The 22,813-nt window shown below is 69.2% G+C and carries 17 protein-coding genes and 1 pseudogene; 7 read left to right on the top strand and 11 right to left on the bottom strand.

The genetic code is table 11. The features are described from left to right. Positions 1-28 precede the first annotated feature (28 nt). From OIB37_RS27725 to OIB37_RS27715, 3 genes are all read right to left on the bottom strand, one after another. On the bottom strand, positions 29-1,246 hold the full coding sequence (locus tag OIB37_RS27725) for a permease (protein WP_330460328.1): 1,218 nt from the start codon (positions 1,244-1,246) through the stop codon (positions 29-31). Positions 1,247-1,469: 223 nt separating this feature from the next. Further along, the gene (locus tag OIB37_RS27720; protein ID WP_330460327.1) at positions 1,470-2,459 is read right to left on the bottom strand and encodes a hypothetical protein; all 990 of its coding nucleotides are present in this window, start codon (positions 2,457-2,459) and stop codon (positions 1,470-1,472) included. Positions 2,460-2,690: 231 nt separating this feature from the next. Further along, positions 2,691-3,134, bottom strand: coding sequence for a hypothetical protein (locus tag OIB37_RS27715; RefSeq protein WP_330460326.1), 444 nt, complete (start codon positions 3,132-3,134; stop codon positions 2,691-2,693). Between the two features lie 284 nt (positions 3,135-3,418). Between OIB37_RS27715 and OIB37_RS27710 the strand changes: the two genes are divergently transcribed. The 3 genes from OIB37_RS27710 to OIB37_RS27700 all read left to right on the top strand — a co-directional run bounded on the left by OIB37_RS27710 (position 3,419) and on the right by OIB37_RS27700 (position 7,352). Next, entirely contained in the window at positions 3,419-4,711 is a 1,293-nt protein-coding gene (locus tag OIB37_RS27710) for an FAD-dependent oxidoreductase (protein ID WP_330460325.1), read from the top strand. A gap of 532 nt (positions 4,712-5,243) precedes the next feature. Beyond that, complete coding sequence (locus OIB37_RS27705; protein ID WP_330460324.1) at positions 5,244-6,140, top strand: glycoside hydrolase family 19 protein; 897 nt, start codon at positions 5,244-5,246, stop codon at positions 6,138-6,140. Between the two features lie 336 nt (positions 6,141-6,476). Beyond that, a complete protein-coding gene (locus OIB37_RS27700) occupies positions 6,477-7,352 on the top strand; it encodes a hypothetical protein (RefSeq protein ID WP_330460323.1) in 876 nt (291 codons plus the stop codon). A 109-nt stretch (positions 7,353-7,461) separates the two neighbouring features. Here OIB37_RS27700 and OIB37_RS27695 read toward each other — a convergent pair whose 3' ends face one another. The 3 genes and pseudogenes from OIB37_RS27695 to OIB37_RS27685 form a co-directional block, all read right to left on the bottom strand. Next, positions 7,462-7,851: a hypothetical protein gene (locus tag OIB37_RS27695; protein ID WP_330460322.1), complete on the bottom strand. Its 390-nt coding sequence runs from the start codon at positions 7,849-7,851 to the stop codon at positions 7,462-7,464. A gap of 493 nt (positions 7,852-8,344) precedes the next feature. Next, positions 8,345-8,799, bottom strand: a pseudogene (locus OIB37_RS27690) (hypothetical protein). A 180-nt stretch (positions 8,800-8,979) separates the two neighbouring features. Then, entirely contained in the window at positions 8,980-9,396 is a 417-nt protein-coding gene (locus tag OIB37_RS27685; protein WP_330460321.1) for a DUF3592 domain-containing protein, read from the bottom strand. Between the two features lie 614 nt (positions 9,397-10,010). On the opposite strand from OIB37_RS27685, the gene rph reads away from it, so the two are divergent. After that, complete coding sequence (rph, locus tag OIB37_RS27680) at positions 10,011-12,662, top strand: rifamycin-inactivating phosphotransferase (protein WP_330460320.1); 2,652 nt, start codon at positions 10,011-10,013, stop codon at positions 12,660-12,662. Between the two features lie 185 nt (positions 12,663-12,847). Here rph and OIB37_RS27675 read toward each other — a convergent pair whose 3' ends face one another. From OIB37_RS27675 to OIB37_RS27665, 3 genes are all read right to left on the bottom strand, one after another. Further along, positions 12,848-13,906 carry a vWA domain-containing protein gene (locus OIB37_RS27675; RefSeq protein ID WP_330460319.1) on the bottom strand — a complete coding sequence of 353 codons (1,059 nt, stop codon included), beginning with the start codon at positions 13,904-13,906 and terminating at the stop codon, positions 12,848-12,850. A gap of 335 nt (positions 13,907-14,241) precedes the next feature. Then, complete coding sequence (locus tag OIB37_RS27670) at positions 14,242-14,754, bottom strand: hypothetical protein (RefSeq protein ID WP_330460318.1); 513 nt, start codon at positions 14,752-14,754, stop codon at positions 14,242-14,244. A 957-nt stretch (positions 14,755-15,711) separates the two neighbouring features. Continuing rightward, a complete protein-coding gene (locus OIB37_RS27665) occupies positions 15,712-16,401 on the bottom strand; it encodes a DUF6333 family protein (protein ID WP_330460317.1) in 690 nt (229 codons plus the stop codon). A 177-nt stretch (positions 16,402-16,578) separates the two neighbouring features. On the opposite strand from OIB37_RS27665, the gene OIB37_RS27660 reads away from it, so the two are divergent. After that, complete coding sequence (locus OIB37_RS27660; RefSeq protein WP_330460316.1) at positions 16,579-18,912, top strand: hypothetical protein; 2,334 nt, start codon at positions 16,579-16,581, stop codon at positions 18,910-18,912. A 205-nt stretch (positions 18,913-19,117) separates the two neighbouring features. Here the strand turns inward: OIB37_RS27660 and OIB37_RS27655 are convergent, their stop codons facing one another. Beyond that, complete coding sequence (locus OIB37_RS27655; RefSeq protein ID WP_330460315.1) at positions 19,118-19,795, bottom strand: hypothetical protein; 678 nt, start codon at positions 19,793-19,795, stop codon at positions 19,118-19,120. A gap of 631 nt (positions 19,796-20,426) precedes the next feature. Then, positions 20,427-21,182, bottom strand: a complete 756-nt coding sequence (locus OIB37_RS27650; protein ID WP_330460314.1) for a hypothetical protein — start codon at positions 21,180-21,182, stop codon at positions 20,427-20,429. 2 nt (positions 21,183-21,184) lie between these two features. Between OIB37_RS27650 and OIB37_RS27645 the strand changes: the two genes are divergently transcribed. Both OIB37_RS27645 and OIB37_RS27640 read left to right on the top strand, forming a co-directional pair. Next, on the top strand, positions 21,185-21,565 hold the full coding sequence (locus tag OIB37_RS27645; RefSeq protein WP_330460313.1) for a zinc ribbon domain-containing protein: 381 nt from the start codon (positions 21,185-21,187) through the stop codon (positions 21,563-21,565). A 458-nt stretch (positions 21,566-22,023) separates the two neighbouring features. Further along, on the top strand, positions 22,024-22,632 hold the full coding sequence (locus OIB37_RS27640) for a hypothetical protein (protein WP_330460312.1): 609 nt from the start codon (positions 22,024-22,026) through the stop codon (positions 22,630-22,632). Positions 22,633-22,813: the final 181 nt, after the last annotated feature.

The raw sequence follows: 22,813 nt of genomic DNA, 5'->3' as shown, positions 1-22,813 counted from the left end.
CCGGCCACCCCGGTCACCCCGACCCCCTCTAACCCTCCTGCCCCTCCTGCCCCTCCCGCCCCTCATGGCTTCCATGGCTTCCATGGCTTCCATGGCTTCCGCGATCATGACCCGCATCCGGCGCCCCACCCATCATGCGGAGCATCGGCAGCCCGCCCGTACGGAAGAAGCGCACGAGGAGCACCACGGCCAGCAGGAGGAAGGCGATGTTGAGCCAGGTGGTGTAGTTCCAGGAGACACCGCCCATCGGAATCCGGGCACTCCCACGGTCGGGGACGAGTCCGAGGGCGCCGAAGACGAGTTCGACGACGTACCCGGCGACGACCATCGCGACGTAGAAGGTGCCGAGGAGGAAGAGCGCCATCCTGGGGCCGTAGTACTTCCGGTAGATGTTGAGGATCGGCAGGATCAGCAGGTCGGCGAAGATGAAGGACACGACACCGCCGAAGCTGATACCCCCCTTCCACAGCACCACGGCCAGCGGCACATTGCCGACGGAGCACACGAACGACGCGATGGCCACCAGCGGGCCGATGAGGGGACCCCACAGCTTGGCCGCGAGCGGGTGGCCGTCGAAGAAGAAGGCACGCCAGAAGGAGTCGGGCACCCAGGCGGCGACGGCACCGGCGATGAGCAGGCCGAGGACGAGGTCGCGCAGGATCGCCGCCCACTCCATGACGAAGACGTGCGCGGTGGCGGTGAAACCGTCCCGGGACAACAGCCGCCGGAGGAAGGACCCTTCCGCGTGGACCGACATGTCCATCGCCGCGTGACCCTCCATCGACCCGGCGAGCCCCCGCTCGGCCTGCGCACGGGCCTGCCGCAGCAGACTGTCGCGCAGGAAGAGGCGGAACAGGACCGCCAGCAGCACCATCATGACGGGCCCGCCCACGAATTCGGCGGCGGTGAACTGCCAGCCCATCAACAGTGCCAGGATCACGCCCAGTTCGACGACGAGGTTCGTCGAGGCGATCTCGAAGGCCATCGCGGCGGTGAAGTTCGCCCCCTTGCGGAACAGCGAGCGCGCCAGCGCGACCGCCGCGTAGGAGCACGAGGAGGAGGCGACGCCGAGGCCGGCCGCGACGGCGAGTGTGCGGGGACGGTCGTCACCGAGGAGGGAGACGACCGTGGACTTGCGGACCACGGCCTGGACGACGGCCGACAGCGCGAAGCCCAGGATCAGAGCCCAGGTGATCTCCCAGGTCATGGCACCGGCGATGGACAGGGCGTGCAGTACGGCGTGCATCTGTGCAGCCTTCCCTCCCCGACGCGGCGCACGGCCCCGGACACGCACGTCGCGCCGGGGACGTATCGGAATGGGGCACGCGCCCGGTGGACGTATCCGCACGGGGCACGCACCCCAGGGACGTGTCCGCATGGGGCAGGCGCACCCCGTGGACGTATCCGCACGGGGGCACGACGCGGCGGGGGCGCCCCGCTCTCTCCCGGTGGTGGCGCCCCGCCGGACGTCACCCGGCGCGCAGGGTCACCGCGGTGGTGTGCAGCTTTCCGCCGGTCCTGAACTGGAGGAAGAGCCGCCAGTCGCCGGACGTGGGCAGTTCGGCGTGGAAGGACAGGTCCGGGCCGCCGCGGTCACCGGTGACCTCGGCGGCGGCCGGGTGGAGGTGGGCGAACGCGAGGTCACCCTCGTGGAAGGCCGTCAGGTGGGCGTAGGTGCCGAGGTACGGCTGCAGGTCGGTGACCGGCTTCCCTCCCCTGGACACCGAGACGGTCAGCGGGCGGGCCGTACCCGCCGTCAGCTCTCCCTTGACCGTGACGGTGTATCCGTCGGCCCGGGCCGAGGTGGCCGGCGCGGGCAGCGGCGCCGGCTTCGCGGTGCGGCCGGGAACGGTGAGGCCACGGCTGAGGACGAGGTCCTTCCCCTTTCCGGCGCCGGCATCGGGCGTGAAGGAGGCGAACACACGCCAGGAGCCTGGCGCCAGGGAGGCCGGCTCGGCCGTCCAGGTGCCGTCGGCGGCCATGACCGGGTGCAGGTGCTGGAAGCCGGTGAGGTCGGAGCGGACGGCGTAGAAGTGCATTCGCTCGGTCTGGTCGAGCGCGAAGCCGGTGACCGGCTTTCCGTCCGGACCGATGACGGTGAACCGGTACGCGGCCCGCGTCCCGGCGGGGAGCCGGCGGTCCTTGGAGACGAGGCGGTACCCGTCCCGCGTGTCGGACAGGCCGCCGTTGCCGGACGCCCCGTGGCCCATCCCCGGCATGTCCCCCATCGAGGTTCCGGACGAGGACGATGCGGAGGACCCGGTGGCGTGGTCCATGCCGGGCATGGACGAGGACCCGCCGGAGGAGCCACAGGCGCTCACCGCCAGCGCGAGGGCGGCGGTGGCACCGGCCACGGCGAGGGCACGGCGGCGTGAGGCCGGACGGCGTGAGGCGAGCCCGGAGGAGGCGAACCGGGAGAAGGTGAACCGGGAAACTGCGCACCGGGAGGAAGTGAACATCAGACAGGGGTCTTTCCGGGTGGGCGCGCCACACCGGTGGCGCGCGGGAAGGGCAGGACACGAGGCCGGTCCCAGCCGTACGGCAGGACACAGACCCGGTCCAGGCCGCTGAACGGCAGGACACAGATCCGGTCCCAGCCGCTCTGCGGCACGGCACCGAGCCGGTCCCAGCCGCTCTGCGGCAGGACACGGAGCCGATCGGGCCGTACGGCCGGACCGGCGGCGCGCCTGTCACGTCCGCGCGACGCACACCTGGAGCAGGAGATCCCGTCCGCCTGGCGGCGGTCCCCGCCACGCGGCCCGTCCCATGGCCGCCCGCGGCGGTGCGGCGGCCCAGGCAGCCGGCACCGCGCCCTCGGCCACCGCGAGCAGGCGCGGTCCGGGGACGGGGAACCGCTCGTGCGCCGGCGTCGACACGCACAACTCGCCGTGCGTACCGCCCACTTCCCCGACCTGGAAGTCAGGCCGGAGCAGAGTGGCCGCCCCGGCATGGACCGCGTCCGTCGCCGCACCGTGATGAACACCGATTGACGACGCGGACATCACCGGCATGCCCCCGTGACAGCCCCCGGCGGCGGAGGCCGGAGCGCCGTGCATGAGGAAGAGTCCGCACAGGACCGCGCACAGAGCGAGCAGCCGGGCAACGCCCCGCTCGGCCGCCTGTCCGCCACCCATGATGCGCCCTTCCCTCCACCGCTGCCTACCCGCACGCACACCGGAGAATACCCCCGCCGGGTATAAGTGACGAGTCAAGGTCGACAGAAACCACGTGGAGCCCATCGCCGCCCTACAGTTCGGCCATGTTTTGACCAACGTACGGCGAAATCACCAACCGATGCCGTACGACGCGTCACACTGAGCGTCGGAGGGGGACCGGTGTGTGACGACTTCTGTCGGCGCGCCATCCCGGGGGATTCGCGTTGTCCTGGGGAGACGACGTCGGGATCAGTGGGGGACGCATGACGCAGTCGCTTCCGGAGCGACGCTGTGACCATGAGCAGGAGTTCACCGGGGGCGGAGCCCCTCCCGTCGTCGTCATCGGCGCCGGCCCGTACGGCCTGTCGGTGGCCGCACACCTACGGGCCGCCGGGGTGAAGGTCCGCATCTTCGGTGACGTGCTGGGCAGTTGGCGGCACGCCATGGCCACCGGCATGTTCCTGAAGTCGACACCGGACGCCACCGACCTGTCGGCGCCGGAGCCGGGCGGCCGACTGGCGGACTTCCGCCGGGCGCACGGCGAGCCGGAGTTGACCGAGCTGACACCGATTCCGTGCGACGTGTTCGTGCGGTACGGGCTGTGGTTCCAGAAGCGGTACGTCGGCGAGGTGGAACCGGGCCGGGCCACGGCAGTCGAACGCGCCCCGTCGGGGCCGCACTTCACGGTGCGCCTTGACGACGGACAGCAGCTGACGGCGGCGGCCGTCGTCGTCGCCACCGGCCTCAACGGCCTCGCCCACATCCCGGTGGAGCTGCGGAACCTGGCCCCGCAGGGGCCGGGCGCCGACGCCCGGGTGTCCCACACCAGCCACCACACCGACCTCTCCCCGTACGCCAGCCGACGGGTCGCGGTGATCGGGGGCGGCCAGTCCGCCCTGGAGAGCGCGGCCCTGTTGCATGAGGCAGGCGCCGACGTACAGGTCCTGGTCCGCGAGTCGCACGTGCTGTGGGGGCAGAAGCCCGCGCTGTCCCGCCCCTGGACGGAACGGCTGTCCAAGCCCGCCTCGCCGCTCGGCACCGGCTGGATCCTGGCGGCGGTCTGCGCCACCCCCGGCGGCGTGCGCCGGCTGCCCGCCGCCGCCCGGATGCTGCTGTTCCGCAAGGCGCTGGGCCCGTCGGGCGGCTGGTGGCTGCGCGACCGCGTCGAGGACGTCGTCCCGATCCGCACGTCGTGCCGTGTGACGGCAGCCGAAGCCGACGACTCCGGGGTACACCTGTCCGTCTCCGGGCACCAGGGCCCCGAAACCCTGACCACCGATCACGTCCTGGCGGCGACGGGCTACCGACTCGACCTGGACGCGCTGACCTTCCTGTCCCCCAGCCTGCGCAACTCCGTCGTGCGCGTGCCGGGTTCGCAAGCACCGCACCTCTCGGCGGCGTTCGAGTCCTCGACACCGGGCCTGTATTTCACCGGCTCCCTCGCCGCACCGATGTTCGGCCCGATGATGCGCTTCGTCGCCGGTACGGAGTACGCCGCCACCCGCATCGCCCGCCACGCATCCCGCTCCGCCACCCACTCCGCCGCCCCCGCCTGAGGCAGCCCCGGCCGACGGAGGCGGCCCCGACTGACGGAGGCAGGCAGCCCCGACTGAAGTCGTACGACGACATCCGGAGCTCGCGAATCCCCTCGCCGCCGAAGCCGACGGTGCGCCCAAGTGCGTTCCACATCAAGCACTTTCGGCCATCCAGGACGCCACCCGCGCCCTCACACCGGCCACCCGCCCCCCGACCAGGTGATCGCCGGCCGCCCCCTCCAGCGAAACCCTGCGCCCAGAAGCCGCCAAGCTCACGGGCCGAAACGCCCACACGCAGACTCTGCCGTCGGCATCGTCGCGGCCGGAGCGGCAGAGGCGGGGACAACTCCCTTGCGCAACAGGCAGGTTGACCGATCTCCACCCCCGAACGCCCCCTCCGCTTGACTGGTACATACCAATGCAGTTGAGTGTGGCCCTCACCCCCCACCACGGCCACCCCCACGCCATGTCCGGTGTTCACTGGCGCGCGCAGGAAGCTGGTCCCCTTCCGCTCCGCCCCGGTAAGGCCGTGGCCCACAGAGGAGTTGATCCTGTGTCGAGACGACACATCTCCGCCGCGCTGACCGCCCTCGCCCTCGCGACGGCCCCGCTGCTACTGCCGGCCCCGGCCGCTTCGGCCTCGTCGGCCGCCTCCTGCTCCAGCTACCCGGCCTGGGTGGCCGGAAGGTCGTACGCCACCGGCGACGTCGTCCGCTACACCGACGGCAAGACGTACATCGCCGAACACGACAACCCGGGTTACGACCCCATCATCAGCACCTGGTACTGGGACCCTTACGCCTGCGACAGCGGCACCGGCACGCCGGCCGGCGACTTCGTCGTGAGCGAGGCGCAGTTCAACCAGATGTTCCCGAACCGGAACTCGTTCTACACGTACAGCGGGTTCGTCGCGGCCCTCAGCGCCTACCCGGGCTTCGCCCACACCGGCAGCGACGCGGTGAAGAAGCAGGAGGCGGCGGCCTTCCTCGCCAACGTCAACCACGAGACCGGCGGTCTGGTGTACGTGGTCGAGCAGAACACGGCCAACTACCCCACCTACTGCGACTGGAGCCAGTCCTACGGCTGTCCCGCGGGCCAGGCCGCCTACTACGGGCGCGGGCCGATCCAGCTCAGCTGGAACTTCAACTACAAGGCCGCCGGCGACGCGCTCGGCATCGACCTGCTCAACAACCCCTGGCTGGTGCAGAACGACGCGGCGGTCGCCTGGAAGACCGGCCTGTGGTACTGGAACACCCAGTCCGGTCCCGGCTCCATGACGCCGCACAACGCCATGGTGAACCAGGCCGGATTCGGCCAGACGATCCGCAGCATCAACGGCTCCCTGGAGTGCGACGGCCGCAACCCGGCCCAGGTGCAGAGCCGCGTCGACGCCTACCAGCGCTTCTCCCAGATCCTCGGCGTCTCCCCCGGCGGCAACCTCTACTGCTGAGGGCGCCTCCACCCCCGGCACCGCTCCTCGTCGGCGTCGGCCGGGCCGACGACACACCGTCATGGCCCCATGCCGCACCCCCGCCACACCCTTGCCGTGACCACGCCGTGCCCGCCACGACCGCGACACCTACCGTCGCGGTCGTGGCTCCCGGCTCCCGGCTCCCGGCTCCCGGCTCCCGGCGTGTCCGGATGGCGGCTCCCGACGGCCGGCGGCTCGCTCCCACGGGGTCGCTCAGGCCCCGGGGAGGACGCGTGCCCTGCCCGACGTCTCCGCTTCATGCAGATCACCCCTGTTGACCATGTGCCGATCACCGGCCGGGGTGACCTTCCTGACATGGCCATTACCTCCCCGACCCGTCGCTCGCTCACCGCGTCCGCGCTGGGCCTTGCCGCGTCGCTCACCGTCTCGCTCGCCGTCCTCGCCCCCGCGACACCGGCGTTCGCCGACGCCAACGCCGCACCGACGTACGAGGTGAAGATCAATCTCACCACCGCGGCACTCGACGCCTCGCACGCCCCGACCTCGGCTGTGAAGGCGGCCTTCGGGATCACGGGCTCCGCCAAGGCACGCTCCTACGAGTACTTCGACACCGACGCGCTGGACCTCGACGCCGAGGGCTGGGACGTCCGGCTCCGTCACAAGTCGGGCTCGGACTTCGAGGAGAGCTACAAGAAGCGCTTCCCGGTGTCGAACGGCGACATCGACGGCGCCCTGGACGAGGCGAACGCGGAAGGCTTCGACAGCAGCGACACCAACTACGACGCCGAGGTGGACTGGGGCTACGCCAAGCAGACCCTGAGCTTCAGCAACGAGAAGAGCCACAGCGCGAGCGGCTACTCCGGCACCTCCCTGCCGGCCGCCGGCACCGGCCGAGGCTGGCTGGTCAACGAGATCCCCGGCAAACTCGACGACTGGCTCTCCGGCAACTGGGGTTCGGACACCCTGTCGGCCTCCCGCGCCCACGGTCCGGTGACCTCGCAGGTCTGGTCGGGTGCGTGGGAGTCGTCGGACGACGCCGCCATCGAGGTGCTGCCGGTGAAGAACTCCAGCGGAACCGGCACCGAGTACGTCGTCGAGCTGTCGTTCAAGACCGACGACTACGCCGACGCCGCCCAGCTCCACTCCGACGCCATCGCCGTGGCCGACGCACACGGCTGGCTGTACCACGGCGACGTCCTCAAGACCCAGCTGGTCCTCGACCGCTACTGAGCGACTCCGGGCGACGCCGTCCGCCGCTCGCTTCCCGCACCCAGGGTCCGGGCCCGGGGCTGACCGACTCCACCGGTCAGCCCCGCGCCATGCCCGCGCCTCTGGCCCGTCACCCCTCTCGCCGCATCGAGGTGATCACGAGGGAGACGAGGCCGGTCGCGGCCAGACTCCCCATCATGGTCATCAGCACGCCGATCACGAAGAGCCCGCTGGCGTCGTCGGACCAGTCGGCATAGGCGGCGACGGTGAGGCCCGCCGAGGTGCCGAGCACAGCACCGGCGGGCCGGCGTCGGGACACCGCCCAGTACACCGACGCCAGCAGTGTCAGCACCAGCCCGATCACCTGCCACGCCTGGTACGGGCCGGTGGTCGAGCCGTCGGGGTGCACATCACGGTGCTGATCCCAGCCCAGCCAGGCGACCCACGCCGCCAGCGCGAAGCCGGCCGACACGACGATCGACAACGACTGGGAAGCGGCCTTCCGTATCTCTTCTCTCATGCGAGAAGCATTTCCGCTCCGCCCGTCACCGCACAGCGCGCGCGTACTCACCTCCACCCGAGTACTTCAGCCACCGGTATCCGAGTAGGGCGGGACCGGGACGGGTCAAGTTCCCTGCCAACTCGATGCGTGCGCAAGGGCGTAGGACAGACCCCCGAAGCCCGGTCCGCGGTCAGGCCGTCCCGGTTCCGCCGGAGGAATCGACGGCGGCCGCGTCGCGCAGCGCCTCCAAAAGGCCGCACAGGGCAGGCTGTTCGGCGACGCTCACGCGCGCGACAGCCGAAATCACGCGGGCCGGCTCAGGGTTGCGTACCGGACGGACGACGAGACGCTAACCCACACCGCGGCCGAATCGCACACCGATCGCGAACTCACGGCATGAACAGGCCTGTTGGGCCCGCTTCCCGCATGCCATCCGCCCATGTCCAACGCGACGTCCGGGCGCCCGGAGACGATGCTGGCGGCAGGCGGGACCACCGCACGGTTCAACGGGTCACGACTGCGGATCGCGCGGGGCCGAACGACATGGATCCTGCCGGTACGGGCCCTTGGCTTGTTGAACGTGTCGAGCCAGTACGACCAGCCACGTATGCCATTGGCGCTGGAGAACCGGTAGTTCAACTGCCACCGGACCCACTGCCCGGGAAGCAGCCGGACTGCCGGGGGCCTGCGCGGCCGGGGCGGCAACCCGAACAGCGGCTCCACGCGTGCGAGTGCCCATAGGCGGCCCCCTTCGTCCCGCAGGCTGACGCCAACCTCGCGGAGAGCAGCCTGCTCTGAGCGCGGCTCGAACCCGTCACGCTCGGACATCTGGACAAAGTGAGCGAACCCAGGGGGCACCCGTGGCAACATGAAGCCGACCGGGAGCGCGTTCCTGCGGGCAGCGGCCTCCCCACCCCGGGACTGCTTCGTCCAAGACGTCTTGACCCAGTGCACCGTGATCTCCACCGCACCTGCCCTTCACCGAGAGCCTATGGGCAACATGCCGTGGGCGGCGTCCGGGTTCCGGCACGGCTGCTCGCCACCGGTTCGCAGCGACGTTCCCCAGAAGCCGGACCGGCATGACGCGGGACCCGGCCTTCACGCAGGCACGCGCAGCCAGATCGCCCGTGTCTGTGCGGGCACCCGTCAGGTGGCGAGGCACCAGACGACGAGGAGTGCGGCCGCCAGCCCCACAGCCCCCAGAAGGCAGAAGACGCCGGCCAGCACGCCGCCGTCGTAGCCGTCGATGAGCATCCGCTCCGGGTCGTCCGGGTCGTAGAAGACCGTCACCGCCGCGCCCCGGTGGAGATCGCCGACCGTGTTTCTGGCGGTCGAGGACACCACCTCCACCGTCCGGCCGTCACCGGTCACCCACTGGACCACCGGACGGTACATCGTGCTGTTGGAATCGAAGTCGCGCCGGGTCCGGAACCCGACAACCGTGCCGCGGGCGTTCGCCCCCTGCTCCCGCAGCCTCCGTGTCCCCCGCCGGATGGTGACGCCGACGGTCATGAACACCGCCCCGAGCAGCAGCGGTACACCCGCCGCAAGCCATCCGTCCATGACCCCTGTCCTCCCTTGCCACCTCCGCCCATTGGATCACGCGCCTGCGGCCAGTAGTTCGGCCGAGTGGGCCCTGCACGAAGCGGAGCGAGGATCACCACGGACACGACACAAGGAAGCGAGGGCGACCGTCCGGGACACCACCGACGCCGCGACGGCCGGGGCAGGGCAGGAGCAGGGGCAGGAGCAACAGGGCTGCCCGTGAAACGGCAAAGGCAAGGAGAGCGCTCTCCTTGCCACTCTCAACATATAGCGCACCGGGGGGCTTGCCGCAAGGCCCTGGTGATGGCGCACAATCGTCGGCCGATGCCACAACCTGCGGAAACGGGGGCACGCCGCGCGTGTGTCGTTGTCGCCGTACGGGCGGGACGCTGTGGCGTCGAACCAGTGGTGGGACCGGCAGTGCGGTTGCGGCGGCTCGGCGCCGAGGTGCGGTGTGCGGGGGTGCGGGGGTGCACGCCGCCCGACCGGGCGGAGCGGCCGGCCGGCTCGCCAGAGGGAAGGAAAGCAGGGATGAGGACGTGTTCGACAAGAGGTTCGACGGAGTGGGAGGCGCCGGTGATCCGATCCGCCACCGCAGTGCGACGGAGCGCGGCCGCCTCGGAGGTGTCGCGATGACCGAGCAGTACGTGCTGGATCTTCGAGAGGTCGACGAGACGCAGGTCGCGGTCGTCGGCGGCAAGGGCGCGCACCTGGGCGGGCTGTCTCGGATCGACGGCATCCGCGTGCCGGAGGGCTTCTGCGTGACGACGGACGCCTTCCGGCGGATCATGGCGCAGGCCCCGTCGATCGACGATCGGCTCGATCAGTTGTCGCGCTCGGACCCGGACGACCGGGAGGCGATCCGCACGTTCAGTGCGGAGATTCGTCGAACCATCGAAGGGATCGCCATCCCCGGCGATCTCGCGGCGGCGATCACCGGCGCGCTCGACCGGCTCGGCGGGCAGGCCGCCTACGCCGTCCGGTCCAGCGCGACGGCGGAGGACCTGCCGACGGCGTCCTTCGCCGGCCAGCAGGACACGTACCTGAACGTGGTGGGGCCGACGGCGATCCTCCAGCACGTCAGCCGGTGCTGGGCGTCGCTGTTCACCGAGCGGGCCGTGACCTACCGCCAACGCAACGGCATCGACCACCGTACGGTCCACATGGCCGTGGTCGTGCAGCGGATGGTCTTCCCGCAGGCGGCCGGCATCCTGTTCACGGCCGACCCCGTCACGGGCAACCGTAAGGTCGCCACCGTGGACGCCGGCTTCGGCCTCGGTGAGGCCCTGGTCTCCGGCCTGGTGAACCCGGACGTCTTCAAGGTGCGAGACGGCGAAGTCGTCGAGAAGGCGATCGCCGCCAAACAGCGCGCCGTTCACGCCCTGCCGGCCGGCGGTACGCGGGAAGTGGCGATCGACTCGGGGCGGCAGGAGCGGCCGTCGTTGACGGACGCGCAGGTCGTACGGCTCGTACAGCTCGGACGCCGGATCGAAGCGCACTTCGGCCGACCGCAGGACATCGAGTGGTGCCTGGCCGACGACGGCTTCCAGATCGTCCAGAGCCGGCCGATCACGACGCTGTTCCCCATCCCCGAGACCGACGACCAGGAGAATCACGTCTACGTCTCCGTCGGCCATCAGCAGATGATGACCGATCCCATGAAGCCCCTGGGGCTCTCCATGTGGCAGCTGACGGCCATGGTGCCGATGCCCGAGGCCGGCGGGAGGCTGTTCGTCGACGTCACCCGGCGCCTGGCCTCGCCCGCGAGCCGGTCCGGCCTCCTGGACCTCATAGGGAGAGGCGATCCGCTGGTCAGGGATGCTCTGGAGACCGTCCTCGGCCGCGACGATTTCGTCCCGTCGCTCCCGGACACGGGCCCCGTCGGGTCTCCGGCCGGCGGACCTCCGGCGGGCGCACCTCCGACCGGTGGGCCTCCGGCCGGAGGTGCGCCCGCCCCGGTCGAACCCGATCCGGCCATCGTCACCGAGCTGATCGAGCGCAGCCAGGCATCCGTCGCCGCCCTGGAGCGCGGCATCCGGACGAAGACCGGATCGGCGCTGTTCGACTTCCTGCTGGAGGCCTTCGAGGAGCACAAACGAGTCCTCGGTGACCCGCTGAACATTCAGGCGATCATGGCGGGGATGGAGGCCTCCTGGTGGCTCAACGACAAGCTGTGGGAGTGGCTGGGCGAGAAGAACGCGGCTGACACGCTGACGCTGTCCGCCCCCGGCAACATCACGTCGGAGATGGGACTGGCGCTGCTCGGCGTCGCGGACGTGATCCGCCCGTGGCCGGAGGTGGTGGCGTTCCTGCGGGGCGTCGAGCAGGGCGCGGACGAGACCTTCCTGGACGAGCTGGCGAAGCTCGCGGGCGGGACTGAGGCGCGCGACGCCATCGAGGCCTACCTCGAGCGGTACGGCATGCGCTGCGTCGGCGAGATCGACATCACGAGGCCACGGTGGCGCGAGCGCCCCAGCACGCTCGTGCCCGTGATCCTCGACAACGTCAGGAACTTCGAGCCGGGCGCCGCCGGGCTGCGCTTCGAACAAGGGCGGCAGAAGGCGCGGGAGAAGGAACAGGACGTGCTGTCACGCCTGCGGGCCCTGCCGGACGGGGACCGGAGGGCCGACGAGGCCAAGCGGATGATCGACCAGGTCAGGGCCTTCATCGGGTACCGGGAGTACCCGAAGTACGGCATCGTCAGCCGCTACTTCGTCTACAAGCGGGCCCTGTTGGAGGAGGCCGAGCGCCTCGTGCGGGCAGGTGTGCTTCCCGAGAAGGAGGACGCCTTCTACCTCACGTTCCAGGAACTCCACGACGTCGTACGCTCGAACCAGGTGGACGGCCGGCTCATCCAGCAGCGCAAGGACGCGTTCCGGTCGTACGAGGCCCTCACACCGCCCCGGGTGCTCACCTCGGACGGTGAGGCCGTCACCGGGGCGTACCGGCGCGACGACGTGCCGGCGGGCGCCCTCGTCGGCCTTCCGGTGTCCGCCGGGACCATCGAGGGAAGGGCCCGCGTCATCCTCGACATGGCGGATGCCGACCTCGAAGCGGGCGACATCCTGGTCACGACCTTCACGGATCCCAGCTGGTCGCCGCTGTTCGTCGCGGTCGCGGGCCTGGTGACGGAGGTGGGCGGCACGATGACCCATGGAGCGGTGATCGCCCGGGAGTACGGCCTGCCGGCCGTCGTGGGCGTGGACCAGGCCACCCGGCGGATCAGGGACGGGCAGCGGATCCGCGTGCACGGAACCGACGGGTACGTCGAGATCCTGTCCTGACCGGCCACACCGAGAGGCTCAGTCCGTAGCTTCCGGCAGAACAGCGCCAAGCAGTTACCGGGTCTCCGGCCTTTCACGCACGGCTGGAGACCCGGCGGGCGGGTTTTCGGCTGCCGCAAGCATGCCCGGCGGACGCCCGGAGCGTCACGGCCGTCCCCGTCAGCATCTGAGGCCGAAGCGGCCTGTCAGAGCATGATGAGCAGACGCGTGTCCGGCTTGAGCTTCCTGTTCACCGAACGACTCTGCACGTACACCTCCAACTTGGGGTTGTTTCCCGCCTTCACGGAGACGGTCCCCTGGATACCCGTACCGAACAGAAGGCTGCGCGCCGCGTCGCCCGTGTAGGCGCGATCGGTCTCCTTCTCGACGACGATGACTTCCTTGTTCGGCTGAACCTGAGCGCGGGCGCCCAACTGGTAGTAGCAAGCGCCGCGTTCGTACTTCACGCCCGGATGCGAATCGACGAAGGGCCGTATCTCGACCTCCTTGTCGACCTTGAGGAGCCGGTACTTGTCGACCGGAATCGGTTCGAGGTTCGCCCGCACCTCGTCAACCGATATGTCCTGGCCGACGGCGAACAGGTTCTTCGTGCCGCGCACACCCTGCTCGCGGCCCCGGAGGAAGCTGGTGGCGGCAGCGCGCACGGTGCCGATCGCCTCCTCGACACCCTCCTGGGAATCCGCATCCCAGATGGCGATGTTTCCGGCCGGGAAACCGTAGTTCTGGGCGGTGCGCTTCGCCAGGGAGTTCGGAACGAGGATCGCGGACGTCCAGTGGCCCGGCAGGCCGCCCATCTTCGCCGTGATCCTGTCGAGCCAGGGGCCGAGGATGGCCATGTCGCCGTCGTGCCGCCTGTCGCCGCCGGAGGCGTTCTCCTCGCCGTCCGTGACCACGATCTGGAGGAAGCTGTGCTCGCCGTACTCCTCCCAGATGTGGCCCAGGTCGTCCAGGGACTTCAGAGAAGCCTCGATGAGGGCCGTAGCGCCATTGTTGACCTTGTACAGCCCCCGCATGGACGGCAGATGCTTCACGTCCATGTCCCAGACCAGGTTCTCCACCTTGTGGTCGAAGGAGTAGAGACTGATCCGGGTCTCGTGGCCGAGGCTGTCCGACTCGGCTTTCAGACCCGCGACGAACTCGTCCACGACGCGTACGAGCTGACCCTGGTGCTGACGCATGGAACCCGAACAGTCCACTACCAGCGCGACGTGATTGACCTTGTGCTGGATCTTGTTGGCGGACACGTTTCCGCTCCTTCTCCGAGGCTCCCCGAGTGATACTTGAACCCTATGGGGACCCACTGACAACGACCTTGACGCACCATCACCCGCTGACTGCGCGAGACACTCCGGAGACAGTCGGCGACCGCCTCGACGCCGACGCAGCCATGCCGACAGTCCGCGTCGCGTCGGCCACCACCCGGGTTCACCCCTCGGCAACGGCTGCCGGCCGGGCCGCTGGTGTGCAAGCGACGGACCCGTAGCAGACGGCACACCTGTGGGATCTCCCGGCGGAGTTGACCGGGGTAAACGCCCTCCGCCCCACGTCGCGACGGCAGCCGAACAGCTCGACCGCCTCGCTAGAACCCCATCGGCCGCGGATGCGGTGTGGCGCCGGGATCACTGGACCAGACCAGTCGGAGTTCGACGTTCTCCGGTCCGGCGATGGACTGGATGAGCCGCGCGGCCCAGCCGTTCCAGTAGACGTACGTCCTGTTGTCCGTCAACCGGAAGCAGGGGGCGTCATGGGGCAGCCCCTCCGGGACGAACTCGGCGTGCTCGATCTCCCCGACCGCGCTCGGCGGTGACGAAGCGTCCCTGTCGAGGCAGTCTGCGACGACACTCGGGATGTACGCGAGGTAGGCGCCTTCCCTTACCTCGGGCACGCGCACGGGGATGTAGTTCCCGAACGCCTCGAAGCGCCGACGCGTCTCCTCCGCCAGCCGTCGGCTCAGCACCGGGACCACGGCGTGCCCGCTGGGGTAGTCCGACACCTTTCGCCGGGGATCGCCGTGCCAATCGGCGTCGACCTCGCCAGGAGGCGGATGGGAACTGCCGTCCATCTCCCAGCGGATGACAGGAAGCGCATCCACGAGGAGGCCCCTGTAATGGCTGCCGAAAGACGGAGTGAGACGGAAGACGTCGAGCGTCCCGCAGGTTTCAGGAGTCAGGGTTCGGTCCAATGCGCGGTCGGGCCGGGAGACCCGCTCTTCATGGATGCTGACAACGGACAGCACGCCCAGTGAGACACCGGGCAGCGGATGCCGGACTCGGCTCTTGGAGCGCCTGAACAAATTGGAGCGCCTGACACAAAGGGGTGGTGCTACCAAGAGGCGACGCACTGGGTGAGGTCTTCCGAGAGGAAGAGGAGGAAACGCCTCTGTGGTCCGGTGATGGTCGCCATGTGGACCCGGGCCGTTCCTGCGGCGTGGAGTCTTTCGACGGCTTCGGCCAGTCCGGGCCGGAAGGGGGTGATGCCCAGCTCGCGCATGGTTTCTTGGCGCGAGGACCAGTTGGCCCAGAGCAGGCTGGCGGAAGCTGTTCTGTTCAGGGTGAATTCGAAGTCGCGCCTGCCTCCAGCTCGGTGAGGGCTGCACGCGCGGAGACGCTGCCGTCGCGGGCCAGTATGGAGCGCAGGGTGTCGCGGTTCATGCGATCAGTCTGCCGGACCCGCGTCTGAGCATGAGGCGAGCGCCGGTCACGTCAGTACAGGTCTCATGGTCGGCGGGGAAGGACGGTTCTTCCTCGACGTGCAGACCGCCTGCGTCCGCACGTCCGAGGTCAAGGCGCCGACGACCCGGTCACGCGGACACAGCTACTACGGCCAGGACGTACCGCGCCCCGACGTGACCGACCCCTTCCGCAGGACGTCGAGCCCAGGCTCCCGCCGCAACTCGCCGTCACTGGCCGTGACATCCGTCCCGAACACCACTTGGCAGCCCCCATCAGACACTCCGAAAGCGGGACCCGGCATGACCCGTGGCAGCCGACGGGCGCTGTGCGGCCGGCGCCGATCGGTGCTCGCCCGCCTCCGGCGGATGCCCGGGCGTTCAGTCCTGCTGCCAGGCCTCTTCCATGTCGTCCCGGGTCTCCTCGGGGCGGGTGACCCTGAAGACGGACACCTGCAAGGACTCGGTGGCGAAGGGGATGTGGAGGCCGCACGCGACGAGATCGAGGTAGTCGCCCCAGACGAAGGTGTCGGGGTCGTCGTAGTCGAGGTTTTCGGTGCCGGGACCGCTCGGGTCGATGCCGCAGGCCCGGAGGGCTTCGACGAGGTCGCCGGTGACGTCCGTCTCGTCCCAGCCGTCCGCGGAGACGCGGGGGGCGCCGGGGACGTGAATCAGGTACTTGGCGTAGGTCTGGGAGAAGTCCATCTCGCACGCGGCGGCGATACGCGCGTCGGGGTGGGCCTGGACCTGGGCGTCGAAGGCGTTGTCGAGGTTGTAGGTGGTGGTGCCGTTCTCCGCGAAGGCGGGGTCGGTGATCTGGATGGCGTTGCCCCAGCAACCGATGGTGACGATGTCGAGGTCGCCGAGGTTCTTGGGTGAGCCGATGTCCCTGCGCGCGATGGGCGCGACTTCCTCGACCACGTCGGCGACCGTGGACAGTTCACGGACGACGCGACGGGCGCGCTCGGGGTCGTGAGCTGGGGCGTTGCGGATGGAGTGCTGGTCGTAGCGGTGCGGGGCCGGGGGGTGGATGCGGGTGATCCGGGTGAGGCTGTGAGGCAGCGGGCGCATGACGGTCGAGCTTAGGGCTTGGGCACTGTCGGGCAGCGATCGGGGCGACACCCCGTCAAAGCCCTTGCTTTGGGAAAGAGTTGACCCTCTAGGGTGTTTCCCGTTGGCGGTGTCATGTCACGGGGGCTCACACCGCTCACCGTCTGTCCCATCAGCCCCCACAGACGGGGACGAAGATTGAAAACCATACGTTTACGCGTCAGGGCGCGACTGGCCTCGGCCGCTGCGGTCGCCGCGGCAGCGGGTCTCCTGCTCGCCGGGCTCCCCGGCCTGCACAGCTACGCGGACGCGGCGCCGAAGCCGCTGGACCCCGGGATGCCGTGCAAGGACTACTACAGCCTTGCCGACGACATACAGGCCATCAGCAAACTGCCGGAGTTCGACGCCTCGCGGGCCAAGTCCCAGTGGGACACGTACGACTACGAGAACCCGGGCAAGAAGTGGGACGGGCTTCAGGCGCCGTCCGAGGCGGACGTCGCGAGGCTGAAGGATCTGCCGCGGCAGCCACCGAAGAGCAAGCCTGTCGACCGGATCTGGTGGACCTGGCTGCGGGCGAAGGAGAAGAACCCGAACGCCTGGGGTGACTTCGACACCTGGCGTGACGTCCGGCTGATCCGGAACGCGGGCAACGACCCCCGCGGCAAGGCCTTCGAGAAGAAGGTGATCAAGGACCACGGTCTGACCGGGCCGGAGTGGATCTGCCAGAAGGAGGTGGAGTTCACCGACCCGGACACCGGCAAGACGTACCGGCGGCAGCTCGACGCCTACAACACCAGGACCAAGCAGATCCTGGAGATCAAGTCCAACGGGAGTCCCGACCCCAAGCAGATACCCAAGGACGTCGCGTGGTCGAAGGACCCGAAGTGGTCCGATTCGAAGATGAAGTACGTCTACGCCGAGCCGCAGGACAAGTCGGCGCGTGACCTGAAGGAGACGCTGCGCAAGAACGCCGGCGCCGGCCGGGTCACCGAGTACAACTACCGCTCCGACAGGGTGGAGCAGGCCCCGAGCGGCGGCACCAGGAGCAGGTCGACCCTGATGCAGCCCCCGGGACAGTCGGGCATCTCGCGTGGCGGGGCCACGGACCTGATCCGCGAGTCGCGGCCGAACCCGAAGAGCATGGCGGACTTCCTGAACCAGAAGAACGCCGCCGACCCCAGCAGGCTGTCACCGAGGGGGCCGGGCGGGATCGACTTCACCACCCTCGAACTGCGGTACGTGGGCAAGCCGGTCAAGGGCAAGGGCCTGGACTACGGGTTCTCCGCGACGGATGACCCCACCGAGCACTCCGGCTGGGGCGGCAAGGCGAAGTCGCAGCTCATCTCGGACGCCTTCTTCACCTGGCTGGCGCTGACCCCCGACAAGTTCTGGGTGAACCTCAACCCGGACCAGCCGGACCGGGTCATGGACGACAAGTTCGCGTCCACCGACGCGGGTCGCGTGCTCCTCGAGGCCGACCTCCAGATGAAGCACGACTTCTTCAAGACGATGGACCCCAAGACCGATCTCGGCAAGCGGTTCTGGGCGGCGCTGCCGCGGGAGGACGGCCGGCCGTGCTTCGGCGGGATCCGGAACTGGATCGAGCCCAAGCCCGCGCAGGTCCGCGAGCAGGACGGCGGGATCTACATCCTGGACGCCCCGCTGAGGCTGAAGTCCACCCCGCAGGACTTCTCCACGCAGCCCGGCGGCGAAGCGATCTGTCACCCCAGCGACGCCGAACGGCAGCAGGCCCAGGCGGTCATCGACCGGATGATCGTCCCCGCGGTGGAGAAGACCGTCAACACGGCCCCGCAGTACGCGGATCTGCGTCGCGTCTACACCGCCCGTGTGGCGGCGGAGTGGATCCGTCTCCAGGACGCGAAGTCGCCCACCGACTACCACAAGGTCGTCAACAGCGACGACGTGAAGTCGTGGCCGCTGCGCGCTCCCAACCAGAACTGGGACAAGGACGAACTGTTCCAGCGGTACCGGAAGATCTTCCTCAACGGCGAGTTCACGTACGACGTGGACACCGCGCAGGGTGTCATGGTGTACATCGTCGGCGGTGTCGACTTCTCCAAGGCACCGAAGCGGAACATCCCCAAGGTCACCTTCACCACACAGCACCGCTACCTGCCCCGGCAGACGCGGACCAGCGTGAAGACCCTGACCGACGACGCCAAGGACGACGGCCTGGACCTCCTCGGCGGCAACACGAACGCGACGGACACCGGTACCGGCGGCGGCAACCCACCGAAGCCGTCCCCGACGCCGACGCCGTCGCACAAGCCGACGCAGACGCCGACCGGGAAGCCGACCGGCGTGCCTTCGCAGACGTCGTCGCCGCTGCCGACGGCCTCGGCCGGGACGAGCGGCAACCCGGTCCCGCCCACCGGAGGCGGCAACGACGGTGGCGGTCTGGCGGACACCGGCACACAGGTGAGCATCGTGGCCGGCCTCGCCGTGCTCCTCCTCGGATCCGGCGCGACCCTGATGTGGCTCAAGCGCCGCCGCGAATCCGCGCGGAGGTGACCCGTACGACGGTACGTCCCTAGGCTCCGGCCCCGCAGGCTCCGGCCCCGCACCCACGACCCGGGTGCGGGGCCGGGGTCATGGATGGGGCGCTGTGGGCAAGGTCCCCATGCGCCGGAACGCCGCCTCGCCCGCCCAGGCCCCACTTCCGGCGTCTTCTCGCCGAGCAAAGCCGGGCCGGCCTTCCGGGAGCGTCATTTCAGCGTCAGGACATCGCCCGTAACGCCGCCCACGCCGTGCATTCCGCACAGACGCAAATCCGGCACAGGCCCCCTGTCTGACGAAGTCGGCACCAGAACCCCATGGGATCCCGGTGAGGAGTTGCCGTCGGGTCGCTCGACCATGCCAAGCGCAGCTCTACGCTCCCAGGCGCGGCCGAGGACTCGATCAGGCGCGCGGCCCAGGCGTTCCAGTACACGTAGGTCTTGTTCTCCAGGAGACGGAACGCGGGGACCTGCAGGGGTACCCGGTCGGGATGGAATACGGCCCTCCTGACCTTTCCGGTCGCCTCGGGAGCAGAGGAGTCGATCCGGTCCAGGCAGTCGGAGACGGTGGTGGGCACGTATGCCGTGCAGGTGCCGGTGGCGAGCCCGGGGATGGTCACCGGAATGAAATGGCCGGTGCCGGAAAAGCGGTCCCTGACGGCTTGCAGCAGGGCGGCGCTCAGGACGGGACACGCGGGATCCGCGGTGGGGTAGTCAGCCGGTGTTCCCCCGAGGTCCACGTCCAGCGACCCCGGGATCCCGGCAGGGAGGGGCGCGGCCTGCTCGTCCAGCTCCCATCGCAGGATCTGGTCGTCTTCCAGGAGAACGCCCTTGAAGGAGTCGTGGAAGCGCGGCACGATGCGGAACACCTCGATGGGAGCGGCCGTGTGCTGAGTCATGGTGCTGTCCGAACTACCGTCGAATCAGGAGCGCCGTTCCGAAGCTCGTGCAGGATCTCGGAACCTATACGACTCAGCTCCGCTTTGAGGCGGTTGCCGATGGTAGCGGTGTTGGGCCCACGCGCCGTGAGCTGCCGTACCTCGCTCTGGAGATGCTCGTCGCTCCGGGTCCGTCCTCGGTGACGACGTACAGGCCGGTGACGCGGTTGCTGTCCGGGGCGGTGGTGATCGTGAGGCGGTAGCCGCCGGGGTGGGCGACTTCCAACAGCGTGTCGCCTCGGCACGCTCGATGATCGGGACTGCTTCAGCCTGTCCCCCACGCCGCCCTTACGTTGCCCCGGCTGGGCAAGCTGTTCATGCCCCGGCTCGGGCAGCGTACAGAGAGCCGACCAGCGCGCTCAGAGAGCCGAACACCTCACGGACGACCAGCCAGACCCGGCTGCCCTCACTCACGCCAGAGGAGAAGATCCTTGGACCGCGCCGGCGGACCGGTCAGGTCCGACGCGGCCGCGTCGGCAGAGCCGCACAGCCGCGTCGGACACGACCTGCTGATGTGACGGAGCTTCGGAACGAGCGTCATGCGAGCGTCAGCAGCCCAAGGAACGCACGCACACGGCCTGCACCGCTGTCGCTAGACCCGCCTGAAATTGAGCGACCTGGCGGACGCCCGGAGCGTCACGTCGGCGCGGTGCCGGTCCTCGCGCTGGGCGACCAGGGCCTGGTGGACCTCCCGAAGCCGGGCCAGGGCGGCCGGCTCGCCGTCCTGCACCTCTTCGAACAGCGGAACCGTGATCAGATCCAGGCAGGAACTGAGCAGCGCGCGGGTGGCCTGGGACGGCGGAGCGGGGTCAGGAGCAGCGTAGGCGGTGGTCAGGTAGCGCGCGGGGTCGGTGAGGCTCCAGCCGGTGACGGTGCCGTGCTGGACCAGGAGCGCCACGTCGGGGGCGATGCCGATACAGGCGTCCACCGGCTCGTCGAGGACGTCGAGGTCGCGCAGGCAGGTCAGCACGGTGTCCCCGGAAACGCGGCACAGCACCGTGCAAGTCTCCCGCCGGAAGTCCCGGACCTCGTCCGCGCAGAGCCCGCCCCGGCGCACCGCGGGCAGGGCCGGAACACGGACGGACGTCTCGGCGTACGCGGAGACGTACGGCATCTGGAACTCGGCCCCGACCAGCTTCCGGCTGTCCGGGTCGAACCGCAGGACGTCGGGCGTGTCCCACAACCGGTCCTGGCTGCCGAAGGTGTCCGCGAGGAACCGCTCACGCTCCACCACGTCCGCGTACCGCACGACATCCACGGAGTCGCCCGTGAAGCGGGGGATGATGTGCAGCGGATCGTCCGTGACCGTCGCGCCCCAGTCGCCGTCGAAGGACAGTTTCATGGCCATCCGTGCCTCATCTGATCTGCTCCGCCGGGGCCAGGTGGCCGTCCCCGGTTGGAATCCCGCCCTGCACGAACCCACGCCTCACGCTCGCGGACAGGACGTTCCACTGCACCAACTGCACCCTCACGATCGACCGGGACCTCAACGCCGCACGCAACATCGCCCAGCACGCGGTCCCCACCGATCAACCCGTCGCCCCTGGTAAAGAGGAGACACAAAACGCCCGCCGAGCCTCTATAAGACCACCTGGCCCACGGGCCGGACGGCAAGAGGCGAAGAAACGGGAAGACACCGACCCACCACGGCCCGTGCCACCTCGGCGGAGCGATCCGCTGACGCTCTTCACCCTCGACGACAACGGACACGAGCTATCAAAGCGCTCCTAGAGCCCCAGCCCAGGAAGTGTCCGACCCGTACGCGTGGGGAGCGACCGCAGAGCCATCCCCGCGGGCGCGGGGAGCAGCACTCGTACATCCGGATCGACACCATGCGCCTGGGCCCATCCCCCATCCGGCCTGTTTCCGCTGCGCTCTTCGATATGCACGACGAATGAAACGCCTTACCTCGCCCCCCTGAAGGCGCTATGGGTGATATCTACCGTAAACTCTCTTTTAGTTCCTCCGCGCCACCCAACGCACCGAAATGCAACCGCCATTTGATCCCCAACACCATGACGAGGGACACTGCCTGGCGGATGCGCGTTCCCGACCGAGCGGGACTCGCTTCGATATCCTCCCGGGCAGGCCATCGGAGGCCATTTACCCAACGATTACTGGGCAGTTGACCTCAGGTTTTCGTGGTAGCGTTCTTGTTCGGAGGAACAGAGCAACCTGAAAGGGAAATCGTGAACACGGAGAAGATCGCCGCTCGCCGCCTCTCATTGGAAGAGGTGACGAAGCTCGACATGAAGGACCGGCTCTTCGTTTCCGCCGACACGGCAGAACTCAAGATTCCCGGCTGCTATGTCCCTGCTTTCCTGACCAAGTCCGGCGAGGATTTCGATGGTGGCTCGATCACGGCGAGAACCATATTCCAGGAAGAGGTCTCCTGCCTTCCCGACGACGAGAATGAAGCCGGAATCTACTTGGCCGACGAGAACGGCTCGGTGACCATCGAGGTCCTCCAGTCCGCCGGCGTCGTGCTGGACCTGGCACTTTTCGTCCCTAACGGGGACAAGGGGGCCCTCACGGCCCTTTACGCTGCGGCCCGGCAGGCGTTCGGCGCCGACGTCGTGCAGATCTGGCGCCAGGGCCTCAAGGAGGTTCCCGACGTGAAGGTCGACATCTTCGAGGAGCAGATTCCCCGGGGGCGCAAGGGGGGCGACAGCCCCAAGCGCGACCGTCGCGCGATCGACACCTACCCCACCCGTGCGGACTTCATCGAGTTCACCGCGGGGTGGAAGCCGGTCGTTGAGATTCACAGGCCGGTTGTTGACAACACCCCGACCATCTGAGGCGGCGTCACCTCTCGTTCTCGGCCTGAGAGAACGCCGAGAACGCATGCGCCGCACTCGGTCGACCCCTGAGCGGCCCATGGAGCCGTCGGAAAACAACTCACGACCGCCGAAGCGCCGTTCCGCTCGATGACCTCGTGAGACAGGCCGCCTGACCGAGATCAAAGCCTGAAGCTATTCT

This window comes from Streptomyces sp. NBC_00820 (assembly GCF_036347055.1).
In the GTDB taxonomy this organism is placed as follows: Bacteria; Actinomycetota; Actinomycetes; order Streptomycetales; family Streptomycetaceae; genus Streptomyces.
This window is presented reverse-complemented; position numbering and strand designations above follow the sequence as displayed.